This window comes from Caballeronia sp. SBC1, from assembly GCF_011493005.1.
GTDB lineage: Bacteria > Pseudomonadota > Gammaproteobacteria > Burkholderiales > Burkholderiaceae > Caballeronia.
Genome location: NZ_CP049158.1, coordinates 168,040 through 184,303 on the forward strand (window position 1 = coordinate 168,040; position 16,264 = coordinate 184,303).

Below are 16,264 nucleotides of genomic sequence, written 5' to 3' on the forward strand. Positions count from 1 at the left end.
TCACCATGGCGAGATGATCAAGTGGTGGGTTCAGGATCACTCTGGTCTTTCATGCGATAGCTTTTGCCTTCGATGACGACGGTCTCGGCATGATGGAGGACGCGATCGAGCAACGCGGAGGTCAGCGTGCTGTCGTGGTTGAAGATCTCGGCCCAGTGCTTAAACGCTCGATTTGAACTGAGGATTGTTGCGCCATGCTCGTACCGCTGACTGATGATCTGGAACAGCGCGTCGGCACCCTGTTTATCGATGGGTAAATATCCCAGCTCATCGACGATGAGCACGCGCGGTTTGACGTAGCGGCGCAGTTCACGCTTGAGCCCGCCATGCGCGTATGCGGCGTTCACCGAGTTGATGATATCGACCGCGGTGGCGAAGAGTACAGAGTAGCCGCGCAGACAGGCGGTATGTCCGAGCGCGATACTCAAATGGCTCTTGCCGAGCCCGACGCCACCGAGGAAGATCACGTTGGCTCGCTCTTCGATGAAGTTCAGGCGAAACAGATTCTGGATCTGCAGCCGATTGATCTTGCTGGGCCAATTCCATTCGAATTGATCGAGCGTCTTGAGCACCGGGAAACGGGCGAGCGCGACCCGCCGAGCAATACTGCGATCCTCGCGTTGATGCGCTTCACCTTCGATCAGGTTCGCTAAATAGTCGACATGCGACCAGTGCTGCGCCGCCGCCTCGGTGGCCAACGCCTCGTAATGTTGCAGCACGTAGCCCAGATGTAGTCCCGTGAGCTGCGTGCGCAACGGATCGATGGCGAGTTCGCTCGGGTGCGCGATTGTGGTGTTACGTTGAGCTTTCGTCGTCATGGGGCTGCTCCGGTCCGTAGCGTGAGAGATCCGGTTGCGCGAGTTCGATGTCCAGCAAATCCTGATGGCGGATCAGGTGCAGCGCGCCGGGTTCAGGCAAATCGCGTGCTTTCATCTCGAGGATGTTGGCGATGTACTCGCAACTGAAGGCGTGGAACGAGAGCCCATCCTGCAAGGCGCGCGCGAGGGCCTCGATGCCGTAGATCTCGCTCAGCGCGACGATCTTGCGCATGTGCTGCCGCGCATTGGCACGCCGTTGCTCGAGCCCTTCGTAATAGGCCTGAGCGTGAGGGCCCAGACTCAGGAAGCGCAGCATCAACCGCTGTTCGCGAGCATTGCGGCGTTGTGCGAGGAGTGCCTTCGGATGCTCGGGGTCCTCGATGTCCTGGCGGCGATCGTAGCTGCGGGCATGTCGGGCGATCAGCAAGTTGTCGTGGTAAATGCAGACCCGCTCGGGATAGGCTTTGAGCGTCACGCGCTCGCTTGCGTACTGTGCCGGCACGGAATAATGGTTGGTGTCCAACGCCACGCGAAACTGCTTGGACGCACGTACCGTCACGATGCGTGCAACGTCGTAGGGTAATGGATTGAGCGGTTTCAGATGGGCTTGTTCGGCGGCGAACAGATCGGCGGGTCGCTGATGCGTCTCACCGTGTATGCGCACATTGGCGATGGTGTCGAGCCAGAGTCGGGCCGCAGGGTTGATCGCGCTGAACTCGGATAGCTCGAGCCCGTTGAGGAGATTTTTTTTGACGTAACCAACACCGTTTTCCACCCGGCCTTTCTCGTTGCCCTTGCCGACGTTGCAGGCAACGATGTCGAAACCCCAGTGCCGCGCCGCATCGAGGTAGCGCGGATTGAACACTGGCGCCTCGCCCGCCAGGCGTTGCAGCACGGCGGACTTCAGATTGTCCACCATCACCTTCCTCGGGCAACCATGGATGGCTGCGAACGCGTGCTCATGGCACGCAAGGAAGTGCTCCATCGTCTGCGACACGGTGAATTCCACATACATCAGGCGGCTGTAGCACAACACCATGACGAAGAACGACAGTCGCCGCCGAGTCGAGCCGACGCCAATCGAGCCGTATTCGCCCCAGTCGATTTGCGCGCACTCGCCGGGGGCGAAGGCGAGCTTGAGGAACGCCTGGCGCCGCGGCGGACGAACCTTGTGCACATAGTCGCGCACGATCGTGTAGCCACCGTCAAAGCCAACTTCGCGCAAGCGCTGGAAGATCTGCTGCGCGCTGTACGGATGCCCGTCAAGCCAACGCACCACCTGCGCCTTGAACGGATCAAGTCGGCTGGCGCGTGGGGGCGATTGGCGGGGCCGGTACTGACCGGCCTTGAGCCATTTCGTCACGGTTTGCGGATGCAGCCCGAGCGCGCGCGCCGTTTGCGTAATCGTCAGGTGCTGCCGATCATGGCAATCGCGGATCTTGCAGTACGCCTCATAGTCAAGCATGGCGCTTGCCCAGCGCCGCGTGCAGCCGCTCGAGCTGCGTGGCCACATCCGGGTGGCCACGCGGGGACGCTGCCGACTCAGGAGGCGGCGCATCCAGCGCCAGCACCTGATACAGCGGCCTTTGCCAGGCGATCAAGCCAATACGGATCAGATCGTTGCGGGCCATCTCCAGACGCGCCGGCGCCATCGACAGGCGATGCACCAGCGACGTGTCCGCGTAATAGCTCAGGCCCTGGGCATCGGCGACAGTGACCAGAAACAGGTACAGCGCGGCGGCACACGCGTCACAGCGCTCGATATACCGCTCGCGCACCAGCCGGTGATCGACCCAGCTGAAGTGCGCCGGAATCTGCCGCATCCGCTCAGGGCAGATGACTCGCTTGATCGGCATGCTCGCGCCCCCCGCTCAAGATGTCCTTTCCCAGTTGTAGCAGTCGCCGGGTGCTGCGCGCGATGTCCTCTTGTAACGCACTGTCGGTTAAATGGGCGATCAGCCCAATCAGCACGGCCGGTTGCGCCGATAAGGCCTCTTGTAACGCCTCGCCCACTAAGAATGCGGATTCCTCTTTTATTTCAATGGCTTGCGTGCGGCAGTCATCTTGTAACGCACCGGCCGCTGGTGAGCCTGGATGCCGCCAGTACCCCGGATGCTCGCCACGCCAGCGCTGTACTCGCACGACGTTCTCCGCGCCGCGGAAGTAGTCCTGGTTCTCAGGTAGGGAAAGCCACCGGCGTTGACTGGCCGCCTTGCTCGCCTGACGGCACGCGGCTTGGCAGCAATACCGCTGGTGCCGCACATTGCGCGGATCCGGCCGGAACAACGTCCCGCAACCCAGGCACTTACGCTGTCTTTGGCGTGTCATGGACCGGCCCCTCCCTGGGGCCAGATCATGCGCCGCTGCGCGAGCTAAGCCCACGCAGCGCGCGCGAAGAACAGGCAGGGTCATCAGCACAGCCAAGGAAAAGACCGACGAAGAAGCGACGAAGAACCGAAGAAAAGCCAGGTTCTAGAGAGATGAATTTGGGCAAGAAAATGCAGGAAGAAAAAACACTTTCACGCCGTCAATTTTTGACGACTTTCAGAACGCCGATGACAGAGGGGGAGTTCGCGGGGTCAACGCGGGCTCAAAGCGGGCCTATATCGGCCCCATCGCGGGGTGAGAAAAACGTCGCCGAGGCAGACGGGCCGAGGGCGAGCGCCGGTCAGCCGATGAATGGTGCCGAAACGCACTTCAGAGAGAATAAAAAAATCGGCGTCGTAAGTCCTGCGTCGTACACCCAAGGGCCGATGTGATGGCGCGCGTGAAACAGCGGTTGCGCCGCCAGCGCGAGGGCGGCTGGCGCACGCAGGAGAAGCCGGACAATGCGCTGATGGCGTATGTGCATCTGTACGTGGATTGGCTGGCGATGACCGGCTGCACGCCGGCGACACAGCGCACACGCCAGCGGGGGCTGGAGCAGTTCGTGAAGTGGTTCGATACGCGGGGCTTGAGCCAGCCCGAAGAGATTACGCGGGCGGTGCTGGAGACGTGGCAGCGGCATCTTTATTTGCATCGAAAGACGGACGGTCACGCGTTGGCGATCCGCACACAGCATACGTTGCTGGTGGCGGTAAAGGGGCTGTGCCGGTGGCTCGCCCGGCAGCGGTACGTGCAGTACAACGCGGGCTCGGAACTGGTGCTGCCGAGAAAGCCGCACGCGTTGCCCAAGGTGGTGCTGTCGGTGGCACAGGTCGAGGCGCTGATGGGGAAGCCGGATCTGGAGTCGGTGACGGGCATGCGCGATCGGGCGTTGCTGGAGGTGCTGTACAGCACGGGGATGCGCCGGATGGAGATCGCGCAGTTGCAGCTGGGCGATATCGACCTGGATACGCGCACGATTGCGATCCGGCAGGGTAAAGGCCGGCGTGACCGGTTCGTGCCGGTTGGCGAGCGTGCGTGCGCGTGGGTTGAGCGTTATCTGCTCGAGGAGCGCACGGCGCTGGTGGTGCATACGGAGCAATGGTCGCTGTTCCTGACGGACTACGGGACGGCGTTCACGCTGGGACAACTGAGCGCGATCGTGACGCGGTACATGCGCCGTGCGGGAATCGATAAAGGCTCGTGCCACGCGCTGCGCCATGCGTGCGCGACGCACATGCTGGATAACGGCGCGGACGTGCGGTTCATCCAGATGCTGCTGGGGCATGCGGATCTGACGAGCACGCAGATTTACACGCACGTGTCGATTGGCAAGCTTCGGGAGATTCATGCGGCGACGCACCCGGCCGGGCTGGATGCTGCTTCTCTCCCCATGGGGCTACCTCCGGGTCGTAGCTGCCATTGAGGCGGAGGCGGACGATGACGACGGCGACGAAGTGAGCGACGAAGAGTCAAAGACGCGAACAGATCCACGCAAAGTTCGTAACGGGTAACGGGACGCGTGCGCCCAAAACAGCGCTCAGGTGCGCACTTCGTGTTCGATAGCGCGTTCGATGAGTTGGTTGAGGCTAATGCCCTCAGCCGCAGCCGTTTCGACAGCACGTGCATGAAGCTCGGGATCGATGCGGGCATTGAAGCGGCCGGAGAAATGGCGCACCGGATCGATACCGTTCTCGCGGCAGACGTCGAGGAATACGGCCAAGGACTTGGCTCCCTCGGTCTTGAGCGTGGGGATGTCGCTCGCGTAGAAGTCTGCGCCGCCGTTGAGGCCAAGGAATTCGCCGCGCAGCATGTCAGTGTCCGGGTCGTAGGTGACGACGGCACGATAGTTGTCGATGCTCAGGATGTTCATGGTTTTACTCCGTTCGATTCGAGCCACTTGCGCACGCTGGCGATGGCACCTTTATCGGTAGTTGGCCGGGGATGCGGGCGGTGATAGACCTGCACTTGGCCAAACAGTACGACCGCGATCCGCGAGCCTTCGCGTTCGGTGATGGTGGCGCCCAGTTCGAGAAAAAGCGCCTCGATATCGGCCCAGCGCACGTTGGCCGAGACGGGGCGTGCAAAGATGAGTTCAAGGGTCTTGGTGTGGGCTCGTTTCATGGCTATATGGTACTACAAAATGGTACCGTGTTGAGTGCGTGATACGAAGCTCGCAAGAAGTGATCGACGATGAAAGGCGATGTCAGAAGAACGAAGAGTCAACGACATATCCAGAGAGACGAATAAAGGCGCACAGGCATCGTGTGCGGGCCTTGCGGCCCGAAGGCTAAGAATGTCCAGCGGCCTTGCGGCCGGGGAACGAGGCCGGGGGTAAATTGGCCTTGCGGCCAATTGAACATAACGCTTGGAAATTAGCGCTGGGCGCCGGGTAGGTGCGCGTTGCGCCCTGTCCCGTCGCCCATCGCTAATTTGCGTTATGTCTGGCGCCCCCGGCCGAGTCACGCGCGTGCGCGCTTGAAGAGATCAGGGCCGCGTGGCGGCCGACGTGGAGTACGCAAGACCAAGCCATGCAAGGCGCTTCGCGCAGGACATAACAGGGGCCGCGTCGCGGCCAACCAATGGAATGAGCCCGGCCCGCCCGGGCCGTCTGCTGCGCTCGGGCTTCGGCCGCTGTGCGGCCTCTCGCTCCGTGCTCGCAGCCCTCCACCCGTCCGCCCCCAAGGGGCTCCCCATCCAGCCGTTACTGCGTAACGGAAAACCCACCGATACGAACAGGCAAAAGCCACGGCGTTTTACATGCGGTGCAAGCCTAAAACCCGTCTTGCACCGCATGGCCCAGCGTCGAGAACCGGGTGACCGTCAAGGCCAAGCCCTGCGGGCGCTGCGCGGCCTTGACGGGGTCGGCGTTGGTGGAGTCGTTGAGTGATCGGGGGAGTTGTTCACGCGTCGGTGCGCGACGGCCGAACCCCGAAAACGAACTTGTTTCGAGATGCGAAACAATGGAAACTCGCGTCTGGAAAAATTCTCTCCGTAATGCAGGCGATATCGCGGGAAAGCTTGCCAGATAAGGGAAAGCGTCCTGCGCGAGGGGAATGTGCGTCAAAGCAAACAGATTTGGGGCTGTACTATTACAAGGCCCGGATGTACTCGCCTGCGTTGGGGCGGTTTCTGCAGACGGATCCGATCGGGACGAAAGACGATCTGAATCTGTATGCGTATGTGAAGAACAATCCGGTGAACTTTACGGATCCTTTAGGATTAGCTGGGCAATGCTCGCAGTCCGATTTGTTTGGGCAGGGAGCGGGCCGAGATGCAATAACGCCTGTATATCCAGAGGCTGCGTTAGTCCCGGCATTGAGAATAGCGCAGGCTATTTACAACGCAATCGGCGTGGCAGGAGGTCCGGAGGCAGCGGGTGCTTCGACTGGCCGGGTAGACGTTACCATCGGGCGTAGCACTCCAAATGCGTCAGTCGACCTCACCCGTGCTCAGTTTGAAAGTAATCTGTTAAGCAATGGGTTCTCTGCGAGCTCGAAGGGCGGTGCAAAGGATGTTACGTTATATACAAAGGGGGACGTGCAGTACACGGTGCGGAATGAAGCCACGTCCACAGGAGGACCTTCTGCCGACTTTTTGGTAGGCGGGAACTTAGTTAGCAAAATTCGCTTGAAGTGACTACCTATGACTTATATAGATGACGCCGCCGTGTACGAACGAATATCGACTCAAGCGAGTTCGCTAAAGCATTGGCAGGTCGATAGAAAAAAATCACAAGCATCGCTTCATTATTTCGAATGGAGTGAGTTTCTGGTGAAGGGATTCTGGCCGTATATTGTTGAACTCAGTCGGCTTAGTGAAGACGAGATCGTCTATTTTTATGATATAGAGCAAGGAGAAAGTACCGAATTTGAAAAAAAATTCGGTGTATTTCCCTTGATTCAATTGGATATCAGCATGACGGCGAGGGAGTATATTAAGGCACTCCATGAAGCGCCCAGTAAAGATGCGGGTCCTGTGTTTGCGCTGTCGACTACTAATGCTTATCTTCTCTTTCCCGCATCTATGAAGTGGCATGTTCACGGCGAATATTCAATTGAGCTCGCGGAGTTGGCGACGACGGTCGGTTTGCCTCAATCGCCTGAGTTTCCGCACGACTTCTGGGAACCATCGGAGGCTATGCGGCGATTTAGTTTATTAAAGTGATTGCGCGATAGGGATACTTGTTTTGGAGTGCCCTGCCTAGATTCGTAGCGTGCAGCTGCTTGAAGCAGACGTTGGCGCAGATATCAGATCTCGTCAATGATGGTGTGAAAATGAAGGGCCGCATCAAGCGGCCCTTCATCGTTTTAATCGGCGGTAATGATGGGTTACCGTATTCGGCGGGAAATACCTATTTGCTGACGTCTCGACCACATCTACGATTGGCTACGATAGGTGTCCACACAGCAGTGAATTTGTAGCACCGTTGGGGCTGTACTATTACAAGGCCCGGATGTACTCGCCGGTGTTGGGGAGGTTCTTGCAGACGGATCCGATCGGGACGAAGGACGATCTGAACCTGTATGCGTATGTGAAGAACAATCCGGTGAACTTTACGGATCCGACCGGGTTGCTTGCGAAAACCCAAACGGGAAGTAACTTTAATACCAATGTAGCGGCGGCTTCAGGCACTGCGCCCAAGCTTGATGGTGTGGCGTTCACCATGCCGGCGGCGGAGAAGAAGGAAGCGCCTGCCAGCAATGACATAAAGACTGCTGCTGTCGATAGAGGGGGTATCTATGCCTGCGATATTATTTCCAGCGAGTGCAAAGGTTCGGTGCTGCGTGAATTCCCTGGTCAGTATTTAAATTCAACGTTGAAGGATATTCAAAGCGATGCGAACAGCGGTAACAAGGACGCTCGAAAAGCGCTGAAGCTTCTCAACGATAATCGTTTCAAGAAATAGGAATGTCGATTATGGATTCGCTATTTGATCTGCTTGAGAAGCTCGATGACGCAAAGATTCACTATACATTGAGCCGAAATCGATTGGACACGGTGCTAGTGTCAGTCACTGTAGTCGGGATGCGCATTGAGATAGACGTGTTTCGAGATGGCCACTCAGAAATTTGCATATTCTCTGGCTCAGAAGGAGAGGCAGGTGGCTTGGACCTATTAGACGAGATCATTCGCAATAATCGGGATTAAATGTGATTGCGAACTTGTGAATTGGTGCGTTGCGATCGTTGTAGAAAGTTCGCCCATAGGGCTTTAGGAGTATTGAAAAACGAAGGGCCGCTGACGTGGCCTTTCGTTGTTTTAAGCGGCGGTAATGATGAGCTTGCCGTGCTCGACGGTGATACGCACTTGCTGGCCGAGGAGGAATCCGGCGTGTTCTATCCATCGGCCGGAGAGCTTGATCCACGGATAAAGCTTCGGCGGCTTGTTCAGGTGTGAAGGCCAGGCTTGGCGAAGAGACTGTTGGACCTTGACGGAGCGTTCAGGAAATCCAGCGGCTGCTTTATGATTGGCATTAGCCATGGTCAATTCCTTTGGTGAGTTGGTGGTGGTCAGCGGGCGGTGAGTGTTTCAGCTCTCATCGCCCGCGCTTCGTTTACGGCTTTCTACATCTGCTTCATGATCCGCCTATCGCCAGCGGTTCATGACCTTCTGAACCTGCGTCTTCCTGACGAAACTGTCCATCACCAGAATAAGTGCTTGCTGCTCGGCATCGGGCAAGCTGTCCACCTGTTGGTCGAGGTTCAATAACTCGTGGTTGTGAATCTTGGGCTCAGCCGGGGCGGGCGTTCGCCCGGCCAGTTCATCGGGCGTGATCTGCAAGATATCGGCGATCCGCACGACAGTATCGAACTGCGGCGGTGCCGGGCCGCATTCCCAACGGTTATAGACACGAGGGTTGACTTCCAGTAGCTCAGCGAGGCGCGCCTGGGTCATCTGTCTCGCGGAGCGCAACAGGCGAATTTGAGCTCTATCAGCCCGATTGTTTCTCTATCTGCCGTTCTTCCTTCGCGCACGTCCCAAACCCAACCTGCCCAAGCCAAAACTCGCGCAAACACGCGCAATATCAACACGGGACTTGTGTAGTAATGCCAAGATATCCAGGCTTACTGACCCTGCGGGCATGCCCGCAAATTGCATGAGGAGCTACCGATGTTTCCAGAATTTCGCGATCTGATTTCCACGCTCAAGACTGAAGATGCCCACTTCGCCCGACTGTTTCAGCGTCACAACGAACTGGATCATGAGATCAAGAACATGGAGGGTGGGCCGCTACCCGCGGACGGTCGGACCATCGAAACGCTCAAGAAGGAAAAGCTGCTTTTGAAGGACAAGCTCTATGTTGTCTTGAAGAAGGCCGCGACGCCGGCTTAAGCGAGCAGCGCCTCGTTTAAACCTGAGAAGCGGGGCGCCTAGTTATAAGGAACAGACTTTGACATCACAGCACGACAAATCCGACGCTCGCCAGTCAGCCGTGCGAAGCGTCGCTCGCGGCGACGTACTGGAGACGGGCACTCCGCGCGCCGCGAAGATCGACGAAACCGGCCGCGCTGTCCAGGCGGCCAACGAGCAAATTTCAAGCACCCTGCAGCATGTGTTGTCGACCGGTGCTGCGCAGGACCCGGGCACATTGATGGACACCATCAAGACATTGATGAGCGGCCTCTCCCCCGATGAAACCACCGCTCTGCGCAGCGTCATGCTGGAGGGTGATCCGGCACTTTGGCATGCTCGCGCTTCACGGCATCCCGACGACGAACTGTCGCGTGACTGGCGTGGGGGCGGGTATCCGTATCGGAACCTGATGTCGCGCCATGCGTACGAGAAGCAGAAGTATGCGTTGCAGGTCGAATTGCTGAAACTGCAGGCGTGGGTACGGGAGACCGGCCAGCGTCTGGTGATCCTGTTCGAAGGGCGAGACGCTGCCGGCAAGGGCGGTGCCATCAAGCGCTTTATGGAGCACATGAATCCGCGTGGCGCCCGGGTTGTCGCGCTCGAAAAGCCGACCGAGTCCGAGCGCGGCCAATGGTACTTTCAGCGTTACGTTCAACACTTGCCGACATCGGGCGAAATCGTGCTGTTCGATCGCTCCTGGTACAACCGGGCAGGCGTGGAACGAGTGATGGGGTTTTGTTCGGAACATGAATACAACGACTTCATGCAGCAGGTTCCCGAGTTCGAGCGGCAACTCGTTCGAAGCGGCATGCATGTCGTCAAGTTCTGGTTTTCGGTGAGTCAGGAAGAACAGCTCCGGCGTTTCAAGGAACGCGAGATTCATCCGCTCAAGCAATGGAAACTCAGTCCCGTGGATCTTGCGTCGCTGGATAAGTGGAACGAATACACGGACGCCAAGGAAGCAATGTTCGCGCAAACGGATACGGCCGATTCTCCGTGGGCGGTGGTCCGGTCGGATTGCAAGAAGCGAGCGCGGCTCAATGCGATGCGCCATATCCTGCATAAGTTGCCATATGCGAATCGGGATGTCCGCGCGATTGGTATGGTCGATCCGTTGATCGTGGGGCGGGCTTTGTAGGTAGGCGTTTGAGGGGGATTGCTGATTCTTTCGACGGGTGTAGGTGCAGTCAGCGCTTACACCCATTTTTTATGTCCAGAAGTTCGTCCCACGGGCAACGTTTCTACACGACGTCACTGAGGACCCGGATATGACAGATCGAGACGAAAATAAAGCAAAACGAATGGCAAGTGATGATCCGGTTTTCATCGCAGGCCGCGGCCATCCAGCCCATGTCTGGCTGCCCATCGAAGAGTTTCCATGGGGCGCCGACGCCTCAAGCGCGAGCATTCTCGTGCGGTTAGCTGCTCCAGACGCTGCGGATATCGAATTCGAGGCGCCTCCATCAGGCCGCGCATCCCGAGCGGCTGACTTCTCCTGATTCGCTTCCTTAACTGGTCGGCGGCGCGGCTAAACGGCTGAGTCTTTTCTGCATTCCGGTTGATCCTCCCATCCCGGTACTCCCCATACAGGTAGCTCCACTACCACCCTAACCCACTGTTTTATATCAGTTTTTTCTTGGGTCATAGCGCAATGCGCTGTCCTGCGTGGCATAATCATCAAACCAAAAAACATCCCCGCAGTCACAACACCTGAAAAGACCATGGCCCAGACCCTGTACGACAAGTTGTGGAACTCGCATGTGATCCACACCGAGGAAGACGGTACGTCCATCCTCTACATCGACCGTCATTTGCTCCACGAAGTAACCAGCCCGCAAGCGTTCGAGGGTCTGAAACTGGCCGAACGGCCGGTGTGGCGAATCAGCGCGAACCTGGCGGTGTCGGATCACAACGTACCGACAACCGACCGCTCGCACGGCATCGCGGACCCGATCTCGAAGCTGCAAGTGGACACGCTTGACGACAACTGCGACGCCTACGGCATCACGCAGTTCAAGATGAACGACTTGCGCCAAGGCATCGTGCACATCATCGGGCCGGAACAAGGCGCGACGCTGCCGGGTATGACCATTGTTTGCGGTGACTCGCATACCTCCACGCACGGTGCGTTCGGCGCGCTGGCGCATGGCATCGGTACGTCGGAAGTCGAGCACGTGCTGGCCACGCAAACGCTGCTGCAAAAGAAGAGCAAGAACTTGCTCGTCAAGGTCGAAGGACCGCTGCCGCGCGGCTGTACCGCAAAAGACATCGTGCTTGCCATCATCGGCAAGATTGGTACGGCGGGCGGCAATGGTTACGCCATTGAGTTCGGCGGTTCGACCATCCGGGCGTTGTCGATGGAAGGCCGCATGACGGTCTGCAACATGGCGATCGAAGCGGGCGCCCGGGCAGGCATGGTTGCCGTCGATGAAACCACCATCAACTACCTGAAAGATCGTCCGTACTCGCCGCACGGTGCGGAATTCGAGCAGGCAGCCACCTACTGGCGCACTTTCACGTCCGATCCGGGCGCGAAGTTTGATCGCGTCGTGGAGTTGAATGCCGCTGAAATCGTGCCGCAAGTGACGTGGGGCACGTCGCCGGAAATGGTGACGTCCATCGACGGCCGCGTGCCGGACCCTGAACGCGAAAAGGATCCGGTCAAGCGCGACGCGATCGAACGCGCGCTGAAGTACATGGCGCTCGAACCGAACACGCCGATGCAGTCGATCAAGCCGGACAAGATTTTCATCGGCTCGTGCACGAATGCGCGCATCGAAGACTTGCGCGCCGCGGCGTATGTCGTGAAGACGCTCGGCCGCCGCGTGGCACCGAACATCCGTCTGGCCATGGTCGTGCCGGGTTCTGGTCTCGTGAAGGCGCAGGCCGAACGCGAAGGGCTCGACAAGGTGTTCCTCGACGCAGGCTTCCAGTGGCGCGAACCCGGCTGCTCGATGTGCCTCGCCATGAACGCCGACCGGCTGGAGCCGGGTGAACGTTGCGCATCCACGTCGAACCGGAACTTCGAAGGGCGTCAGGGCGCAGGCGGCCGTACGCATCTGGTGAGCCCGGCGATGGCTGCTGCGGCGGCCATCGAAGGTCATTTCGTCGATATTCGCGAGCTTGCATGAAACGTATCGTCATTCTGCTGGCGTTGATCGCGGTCGTCGCCGCCGCTGCGGGCTGCAATACGGTCCAGGGCTTTGGCGAAGACATGCGTCACCTCGGCAATTCGATCAGCAATGCGGCCAGCAAGTAAGCGGCTTTACAGAACGGTCAAGCAAACCAAACCGGTAACGCATCATGGAAAAATTCATCGTACATAGCGGGCTCGTGGCGCCGCTGGATCGCGATAACGTCGACACGGACGCGATCATCCCGAAACAGTTTCTCAAGTCGATCAAGCGCACGGGTTTCGGTCCGAACGCATTCGACGAATGGCGTTATCTCGATGTCGGCCAGCCGGGCCAGGACAACTCGAACCGGCCGCTGAATCCGGATTTCGTGCTGAACCAGCCGCGCTACAAAGGTGCATCGATCCTGCTGACGCGCAAGAATTTCGGCTGCGGCAGCTCGCGCGAGCACGCGCCGTGGGCGCTGGACCAGTACGGTTTCCGCGCGATCATCGCACCGAGTTTCGCCGATATCTTCTACAACAATTGCTTCAAGAACGGCCTGCTGCCGATCGTCCTGACTGAAAGCCAGGTCGACAAGCTGTTCAACGAAACCTACGCGTTCAATGGGTTCAAGCTGACGGTCGATCTGGAGCGCCAGGTCGTGCTGAGCGGCGATGGCACGGAATACCCGTTCGAAGTGCCGGGTTTCCGCAAGTTCTGCCTGCTGAACGGTTTCGACGACATCGCGCTGACGCTGCGCCACGCCGACAAGATCCGTCAGTTCGAAAACGAGCGTCTCGCGAAGCAGCCGTGGCTGAACAACCGCCTCGTCGGATAAGTACGAGCAAGCACGAATACGTGCGAACACACAAGAAAAGGAAGGAAACACCATGAAGATTGCAGTGCTGCCCGGCGATGGAATCGGTCCGGAGATCATCAAGGAAGCCGTCAAGGTCCTGAACGCGCTCGACGAAAAGTTCGAGCTCGAAGAAGCGCCGGTCGGCGGCGCGGGCTACGAGGCGAGCGGCCATCCACTGCCGGAAGCGACGCTCGCGCTGGCAAAAGCATCGGACGCGATCCTGTTCGGCGCCGTGGGCGACTGGAAATACGATTCGCTCGAACGCGCGCTGCGTCCGGAGCAGGCCATCCTGGGTCTGCGCAAGCACCTGCAATTGTTCGCGAACTTCCGTCCGGCTATTTGTTATCCGCAATTGACGGCGGCTTCGTCGCTGAAGCCGGAAATTGTCGCGGGATTGGACATCCTGATCATCCGCGAACTGAATGGCGATATCTATTTCGGCCAGCCGCGCGGCGTGCGTTCATCGCCGGACGGCTTGTTTGAAGGCGCGAAGGAAGGCTTCGACACCATGCGTTATTCCGAGCCGGAAGTGCGTCGTATCGCTCACGTGGCTTTTCAGGCCGCGCAAAAGCGCACGAAGAAGCTGACGAGCGTCGATAAAGCCAACGTGCTCGAAACGTCGCAATTCTGGCGCGACGTGATGATCGATGTATCGAAGGAATACGCGGACGTCGAGCTGTCGCACATGTACGTGGACAACGCGGCCATGCAGTTGGTGAAGGCACCGAAGGCGTTCGACGTGGTGGTGACCGGCAACATGTTCGGCGACATTCTCTCGGATGAAGCCGCCATGCTGACGGGTTCCATCGGCATGTTGCCGTCCGCCTCGCTTGATAAAAACAACAAGGGCTTGTACGAGCCGTCGCATGGTTCCGCGCCGGATATCGCGGGCAAGGGCGTGGCGAATCCCCTGGCGACCATCCTCTCGGCCGCCATGATGCTGCGTTACTCGCTCGGTAAGCCCGAGCAGGCTGACCGGATCGAAGCGGCGGTGAAGAAGGTGCTTGCGCAGGGTCTGCGTACCGGCGACATCGCGACGCCGGACGGCCGCACGGTCGGCACAACGGAAATGGGCGACGCGGTGCTCGCGGCGCTCTAAGCTTCAATACTGGCAACGCGCTTTTTCATCGGATGGTTCAGCGAAAAATTCCGGTGAGAAAGCGTCTCGCGGCGGACATCTTTTCACGATGCTGACAATCGCGATATTTCATCTCGATTCGTCGCTTTTAGCGCACGAACCACGTCAAAAGGCGTGAAACGCTCGCGTCGAGGGACGAATATGCGGGTTATCGTGTAGACTCTTTTGTTATGGCGAAGATCTCTTCAATCTCTCTGGACTCGATATCAAGCGGCGGCATTAGCTCAGGCGCCCGCACGACTCGTCTCGCCATTACGCGTTCGGACATGCATCTGGGTACGGTTGCGCTGTCCAAACGCATTACGAAAACCATTTCCCTCAAAACGATCACGTTCAGCTGATCGCCCGTCGTGTCCGCCCATCTTCCCCGCGCGGTCACGCCGGCGGAGGGTCTGGCAAGCGGGGAAGTGTCCACACATAAGGTTAGTCATGAATGTAGGTCTCGTTGGTTGGCGCGGCATGGTCGGCAGCGTCCTGATGCAACGCATGCAGCAGGAAGGCGATTTCGACCTGATCGAACCGGTGTTTTTCAGCACCAGCAATGCGGGCGGCAATGCGCCGTCGTTCGCGAAAAACGAGACGAAACTCAAGGATGCGACAAGCATCGACGACCTGAAAAAGTGCGACGCAATCATTACGTGCCAGGGCGGTGATTACACCAACGAGGTGTTCCCGAAGCTGCGCGCGGCCGGCTGGAAGGGTTACTGGATTGACGCGGCGTCGTCGTTGCGCATGAAGGACGACGCGGTCATCATTCTCGACCCGGTGAACCTGAACGTCATCAAGGATTCGCTGGTTAAGGGCGGCCGGAATTTCATTGGCGGGAATTGCACGGTCAGCCTGATGCTGATGGCGCTCGGCGGCTTGTTTAATCAGAACCTGGTCGAATGGACGACCGCCATGACGTATCAGGCGGCTTCCGGCGCGGGCGCGCAGAACATGCGCGAACTGTTGCAGCAAATGGGCGTGCTGTATGGCGCGGCCAAGGAAGATCTGGCGGACCCGTCGTCGGCTATTCTGGATATCGACAAACGCGTGCAGGCAGTCATGTCCAGCGAGCGTATGCCGATCGATAATTTCGGCGTGCCGCTGGCCGGCTCGCTGATTCCGTGGATCGACAAGGATCTCGGCAACGGCATGTCGAAGGAAGAATGGAAGGGCGGCGCGGAAACCAACAAGATTTTGGGGCTGCCTGCCATGGGCGAGCCGGGTTCGGTTCCTGTGGACGGCCTGTGCGTGCGGATTGGCGCAATGCGTTGCCACTCGCAGGCTCTGACCATCAAGCTCAGGAAGGACGTGCCACTGGACGAATTGCACGGCATTTTGGCATCGGCGAATGATTGGGTGAAGGTTGTTCCGAACGAACGCGAAGCGTCGATGCGCGATTTGTCGCCGGCAGTGGTTACCGGTTCGCTGACGGTGCCGGTCGGCCGCTTGCGTAAGCTTGCAATGGGCGGCGAGTATCTGTCGGCGTTCACGGTCGGCGACCAGTTGCTGTGGGGCGCGGCGGAACCGCTGCGCCGGATGCTGCGCATCCTGCTGGACAAGTAAAGTAAACTACGCGCCACGACGCGCAGTAGTTCAATGAAGCGTCGCGCTTGCGCGGCGCTTT

The 16,264-nt window shown here is 58.7% G+C and carries 19 protein-coding genes and 1 pseudogene; 12 read left to right on the forward strand and 8 right to left on the reverse strand.

Annotated elements, in window-relative coordinates:
- Window positions 1–17: 17 nt before the first annotated feature.
- The 4 genes from istB to SBC1_RS27650 are packed head-to-tail and all read right to left on the reverse strand — an operon-like array spanning window position 18 to window position 3,146.
- Entirely contained in the window at window positions 18–818 is an 801-nt protein-coding gene (gene istB, locus SBC1_RS27635) for an IS21-like element helper ATPase IstB (RefSeq protein WP_165097072.1), read from the reverse strand.
- On the reverse strand, window positions 796–2,283 hold the full coding sequence (gene istA / locus SBC1_RS27640) for an IS21 family transposase (protein WP_165097075.1): 1,488 nt from the start codon (window positions 2,281–2,283) through the stop codon (window positions 796–798). The genes istB and istA overlap by 23 nt, the downstream gene beginning before the upstream one ends.
- The gene (locus tag SBC1_RS27645) at window positions 2,276–2,674 is read right to left on the reverse strand and encodes a hypothetical protein (RefSeq protein WP_147408238.1); all 399 of its coding nucleotides are present in this window, start codon (window positions 2,672–2,674) and stop codon (window positions 2,276–2,278) included. The genes istA and SBC1_RS27645 overlap by 8 nt, the downstream gene beginning before the upstream one ends.
- The gene (locus tag SBC1_RS27650; RefSeq protein WP_165097078.1) at window positions 2,646–3,146 is read right to left on the reverse strand and encodes a hypothetical protein; all 501 of its coding nucleotides are present in this window, start codon (window positions 3,144–3,146) and stop codon (window positions 2,646–2,648) included. The genes SBC1_RS27645 and SBC1_RS27650 overlap by 29 nt, the downstream gene beginning before the upstream one ends.
- A gap of 430 nt (window positions 3,147–3,576) precedes the next feature.
- Here SBC1_RS27650 and xerC point away from each other — a divergent pair, with 430 nt between their 5' ends.
- Complete coding sequence (xerC, locus tag SBC1_RS27655) at window positions 3,577–4,608, forward strand: site-specific tyrosine recombinase XerC (RefSeq protein ID WP_165102147.1); 1,032 nt, start codon at window positions 3,577–3,579, stop codon at window positions 4,606–4,608.
- Window positions 4,609–4,722: 114 nt separating this feature from the next.
- Here xerC and SBC1_RS27660 read toward each other — a convergent pair whose 3' ends face one another.
- Complete coding sequence (locus tag SBC1_RS27660; RefSeq protein ID WP_165102150.1) at window positions 4,723–5,055, reverse strand: type II toxin-antitoxin system HicB family antitoxin; 333 nt, start codon at window positions 5,053–5,055, stop codon at window positions 4,723–4,725.
- Window positions 5,052–5,306 carry a type II toxin-antitoxin system HicA family toxin gene (locus tag SBC1_RS27665; protein WP_165102153.1) on the reverse strand — a complete coding sequence of 85 codons (255 nt, stop codon included), beginning with the start codon at window positions 5,304–5,306 and terminating at the stop codon, window positions 5,052–5,054. Before SBC1_RS27665 ends, SBC1_RS27660 begins: the two co-directional genes overlap by 4 nt.
- Before the next feature lie 954 nt (window positions 5,307–6,260).
- Here SBC1_RS27665 and SBC1_RS40690 point away from each other — a divergent pair.
- The 3 genes and pseudogenes from SBC1_RS40690 to SBC1_RS27680 all read left to right on the forward strand — a co-directional run.
- Window positions 6,261–6,407, forward strand: a pseudogene (locus tag SBC1_RS40690) (RHS repeat-associated core domain-containing protein); the annotation flags it as partial.
- Window positions 6,408–6,827: 420 nt separating this feature from the next.
- Entirely contained in the window at window positions 6,828–7,349 is a 522-nt protein-coding gene (locus tag SBC1_RS27675; protein WP_165102165.1) for a hypothetical protein, read from the forward strand.
- A 289-nt stretch (window positions 7,350–7,638) separates the two neighbouring features.
- Window positions 7,639–8,091 (forward strand): RHS repeat-associated core domain-containing protein, encoded by a 453-nt coding sequence (locus SBC1_RS27680; RefSeq protein WP_165102168.1) that lies wholly within the window; start codon window positions 7,639–7,641, stop codon window positions 8,089–8,091.
- Window positions 8,092–8,444: 353 nt separating this feature from the next.
- Here SBC1_RS27680 and SBC1_RS27685 read toward each other — a convergent pair whose 3' ends face one another.
- A complete protein-coding gene (locus SBC1_RS27685) occupies window positions 8,445–8,666 on the reverse strand; it encodes a SymE family type I addiction module toxin (RefSeq protein WP_165102171.1) in 222 nt (73 codons plus the stop codon).
- 105 nt (window positions 8,667–8,771) lie between these two features.
- Window positions 8,772–9,080: a helix-turn-helix domain-containing protein gene (locus SBC1_RS27690; protein WP_165102174.1), complete on the reverse strand. Its 309-nt coding sequence runs from the start codon at window positions 9,078–9,080 to the stop codon at window positions 8,772–8,774.
- Between the two features lie 216 nt (window positions 9,081–9,296).
- Here SBC1_RS27690 and SBC1_RS27695 point away from each other — a divergent pair, with 216 nt between their 5' ends.
- From SBC1_RS27695 to asd, 8 genes are all read left to right on the forward strand, one after another.
- Window positions 9,297–9,518, forward strand: coding sequence for a YdcH family protein (locus tag SBC1_RS27695; protein ID WP_031362537.1), 222 nt, complete (start codon window positions 9,297–9,299; stop codon window positions 9,516–9,518).
- Between the two features lie 58 nt (window positions 9,519–9,576).
- A complete protein-coding gene (ppk2, locus tag SBC1_RS27700) occupies window positions 9,577–10,677 on the forward strand; it encodes a polyphosphate kinase 2 (protein WP_370469687.1) in 1,101 nt (366 codons plus the stop codon).
- Window positions 10,678–10,807: 130 nt separating this feature from the next.
- Window positions 10,808–11,038, forward strand: coding sequence for a type II toxin-antitoxin system Phd/YefM family antitoxin (locus tag SBC1_RS27705; protein WP_165102180.1), 231 nt, complete (start codon window positions 10,808–10,810; stop codon window positions 11,036–11,038).
- Between the two features lie 222 nt (window positions 11,039–11,260).
- Window positions 11,261–12,670 carry a 3-isopropylmalate dehydratase large subunit gene (gene leuC / locus SBC1_RS27710; RefSeq protein WP_047847468.1) on the forward strand — a complete coding sequence of 470 codons (1,410 nt, stop codon included), beginning with the start codon at window positions 11,261–11,263 and terminating at the stop codon, window positions 12,668–12,670.
- A complete protein-coding gene (locus tag SBC1_RS27715) occupies window positions 12,667–12,798 on the forward strand; it encodes an entericidin A/B family lipoprotein (protein WP_165102224.1) in 132 nt (43 codons plus the stop codon). The genes leuC and SBC1_RS27715 overlap by 4 nt, the downstream gene beginning before the upstream one ends.
- 44 nt (window positions 12,799–12,842) lie before the next feature.
- Window positions 12,843–13,493 carry a 3-isopropylmalate dehydratase small subunit gene (leuD, locus tag SBC1_RS27720; protein ID WP_165102227.1) on the forward strand — a complete coding sequence of 217 codons (651 nt, stop codon included), beginning with the start codon at window positions 12,843–12,845 and terminating at the stop codon, window positions 13,491–13,493.
- Between the two features lie 52 nt (window positions 13,494–13,545).
- A complete protein-coding gene (leuB, locus tag SBC1_RS27725) occupies window positions 13,546–14,613 on the forward strand; it encodes a 3-isopropylmalate dehydrogenase (RefSeq protein ID WP_165102230.1) in 1,068 nt (355 codons plus the stop codon).
- A 468-nt stretch (window positions 14,614–15,081) separates the two neighbouring features.
- Window positions 15,082–16,203 carry an aspartate-semialdehyde dehydrogenase gene (asd, locus tag SBC1_RS27730; RefSeq protein WP_165102236.1) on the forward strand — a complete coding sequence of 374 codons (1,122 nt, stop codon included), beginning with the start codon at window positions 15,082–15,084 and terminating at the stop codon, window positions 16,201–16,203.
- Window positions 16,204–16,264: the final 61 nt, after the last annotated feature.

Coding starts and splice junctions, on each gene's coding strand:
- SBC1_RS27715 (WP_165102224.1), top strand. CDS start 12,667: ATGAAACGTATCGTCATTCTGCTGGCGTTGATCGCGGTCGTCGCCGCC.
- SBC1_RS27690 (WP_165102174.1), bottom strand. CDS start 9,080: ATGACCCAGGCGCGCCTCGCTGAGCTACTGGAAGTCAACCCTCGTGTC.
- SBC1_RS27685 (WP_165102171.1), bottom strand. CDS start 8,666: ATGGCTAATGCCAATCATAAAGCAGCCGCTGGATTTCCTGAACGCTCC.
- xerC (WP_165102147.1), top strand. CDS start 3,577: ATGGCGCGCGTGAAACAGCGGTTGCGCCGCCAGCGCGAGGGCGGCTGG.
- leuB (WP_165102230.1), top strand. CDS start 13,546: ATGAAGATTGCAGTGCTGCCCGGCGATGGAATCGGTCCGGAGATCATC.
- SBC1_RS27695 (WP_031362537.1), top strand. CDS start 9,297: ATGTTTCCAGAATTTCGCGATCTGATTTCCACGCTCAAGACTGAAGAT.
- leuC (WP_047847468.1), top strand. CDS start 11,261: ATGGCCCAGACCCTGTACGACAAGTTGTGGAACTCGCATGTGATCCAC.
- SBC1_RS27675 (WP_165102165.1), top strand. CDS start 6,828: ATGACTTATATAGATGACGCCGCCGTGTACGAACGAATATCGACTCAA.
- istB (WP_165097072.1), bottom strand. CDS start 818: ATGACGACGAAAGCTCAACGTAACACCACAATCGCGCACCCGAGCGAA.
- SBC1_RS27680 (WP_165102168.1), top strand. CDS start 7,639: ATGTACTCGCCGGTGTTGGGGAGGTTCTTGCAGACGGATCCGATCGGG.
- istA (WP_165097075.1), bottom strand. CDS start 2,283: ATGCTTGACTATGAGGCGTACTGCAAGATCCGCGATTGCCATGATCGG.
- SBC1_RS27645 (WP_147408238.1), bottom strand. CDS start 2,674: ATGCCGATCAAGCGAGTCATCTGCCCTGAGCGGATGCGGCAGATTCCG.
- SBC1_RS27705 (WP_165102180.1), top strand. CDS start 10,808: ATGACAGATCGAGACGAAAATAAAGCAAAACGAATGGCAAGTGATGAT.
- SBC1_RS27650 (WP_165097078.1), bottom strand. CDS start 3,146: ATGACACGCCAAAGACAGCGTAAGTGCCTGGGTTGCGGGACGTTGTTC.
- SBC1_RS27660 (WP_165102150.1), bottom strand. CDS start 5,055: ATGAACATCCTGAGCATCGACAACTATCGTGCCGTCGTCACCTACGAC.
- leuD (WP_165102227.1), top strand. CDS start 12,843: ATGGAAAAATTCATCGTACATAGCGGGCTCGTGGCGCCGCTGGATCGC.
- asd (WP_165102236.1), top strand. CDS start 15,082: ATGAATGTAGGTCTCGTTGGTTGGCGCGGCATGGTCGGCAGCGTCCTG.
- SBC1_RS27665 (WP_165102153.1), bottom strand. CDS start 5,306: ATGAAACGAGCCCACACCAAGACCCTTGAACTCATCTTTGCACGCCCC.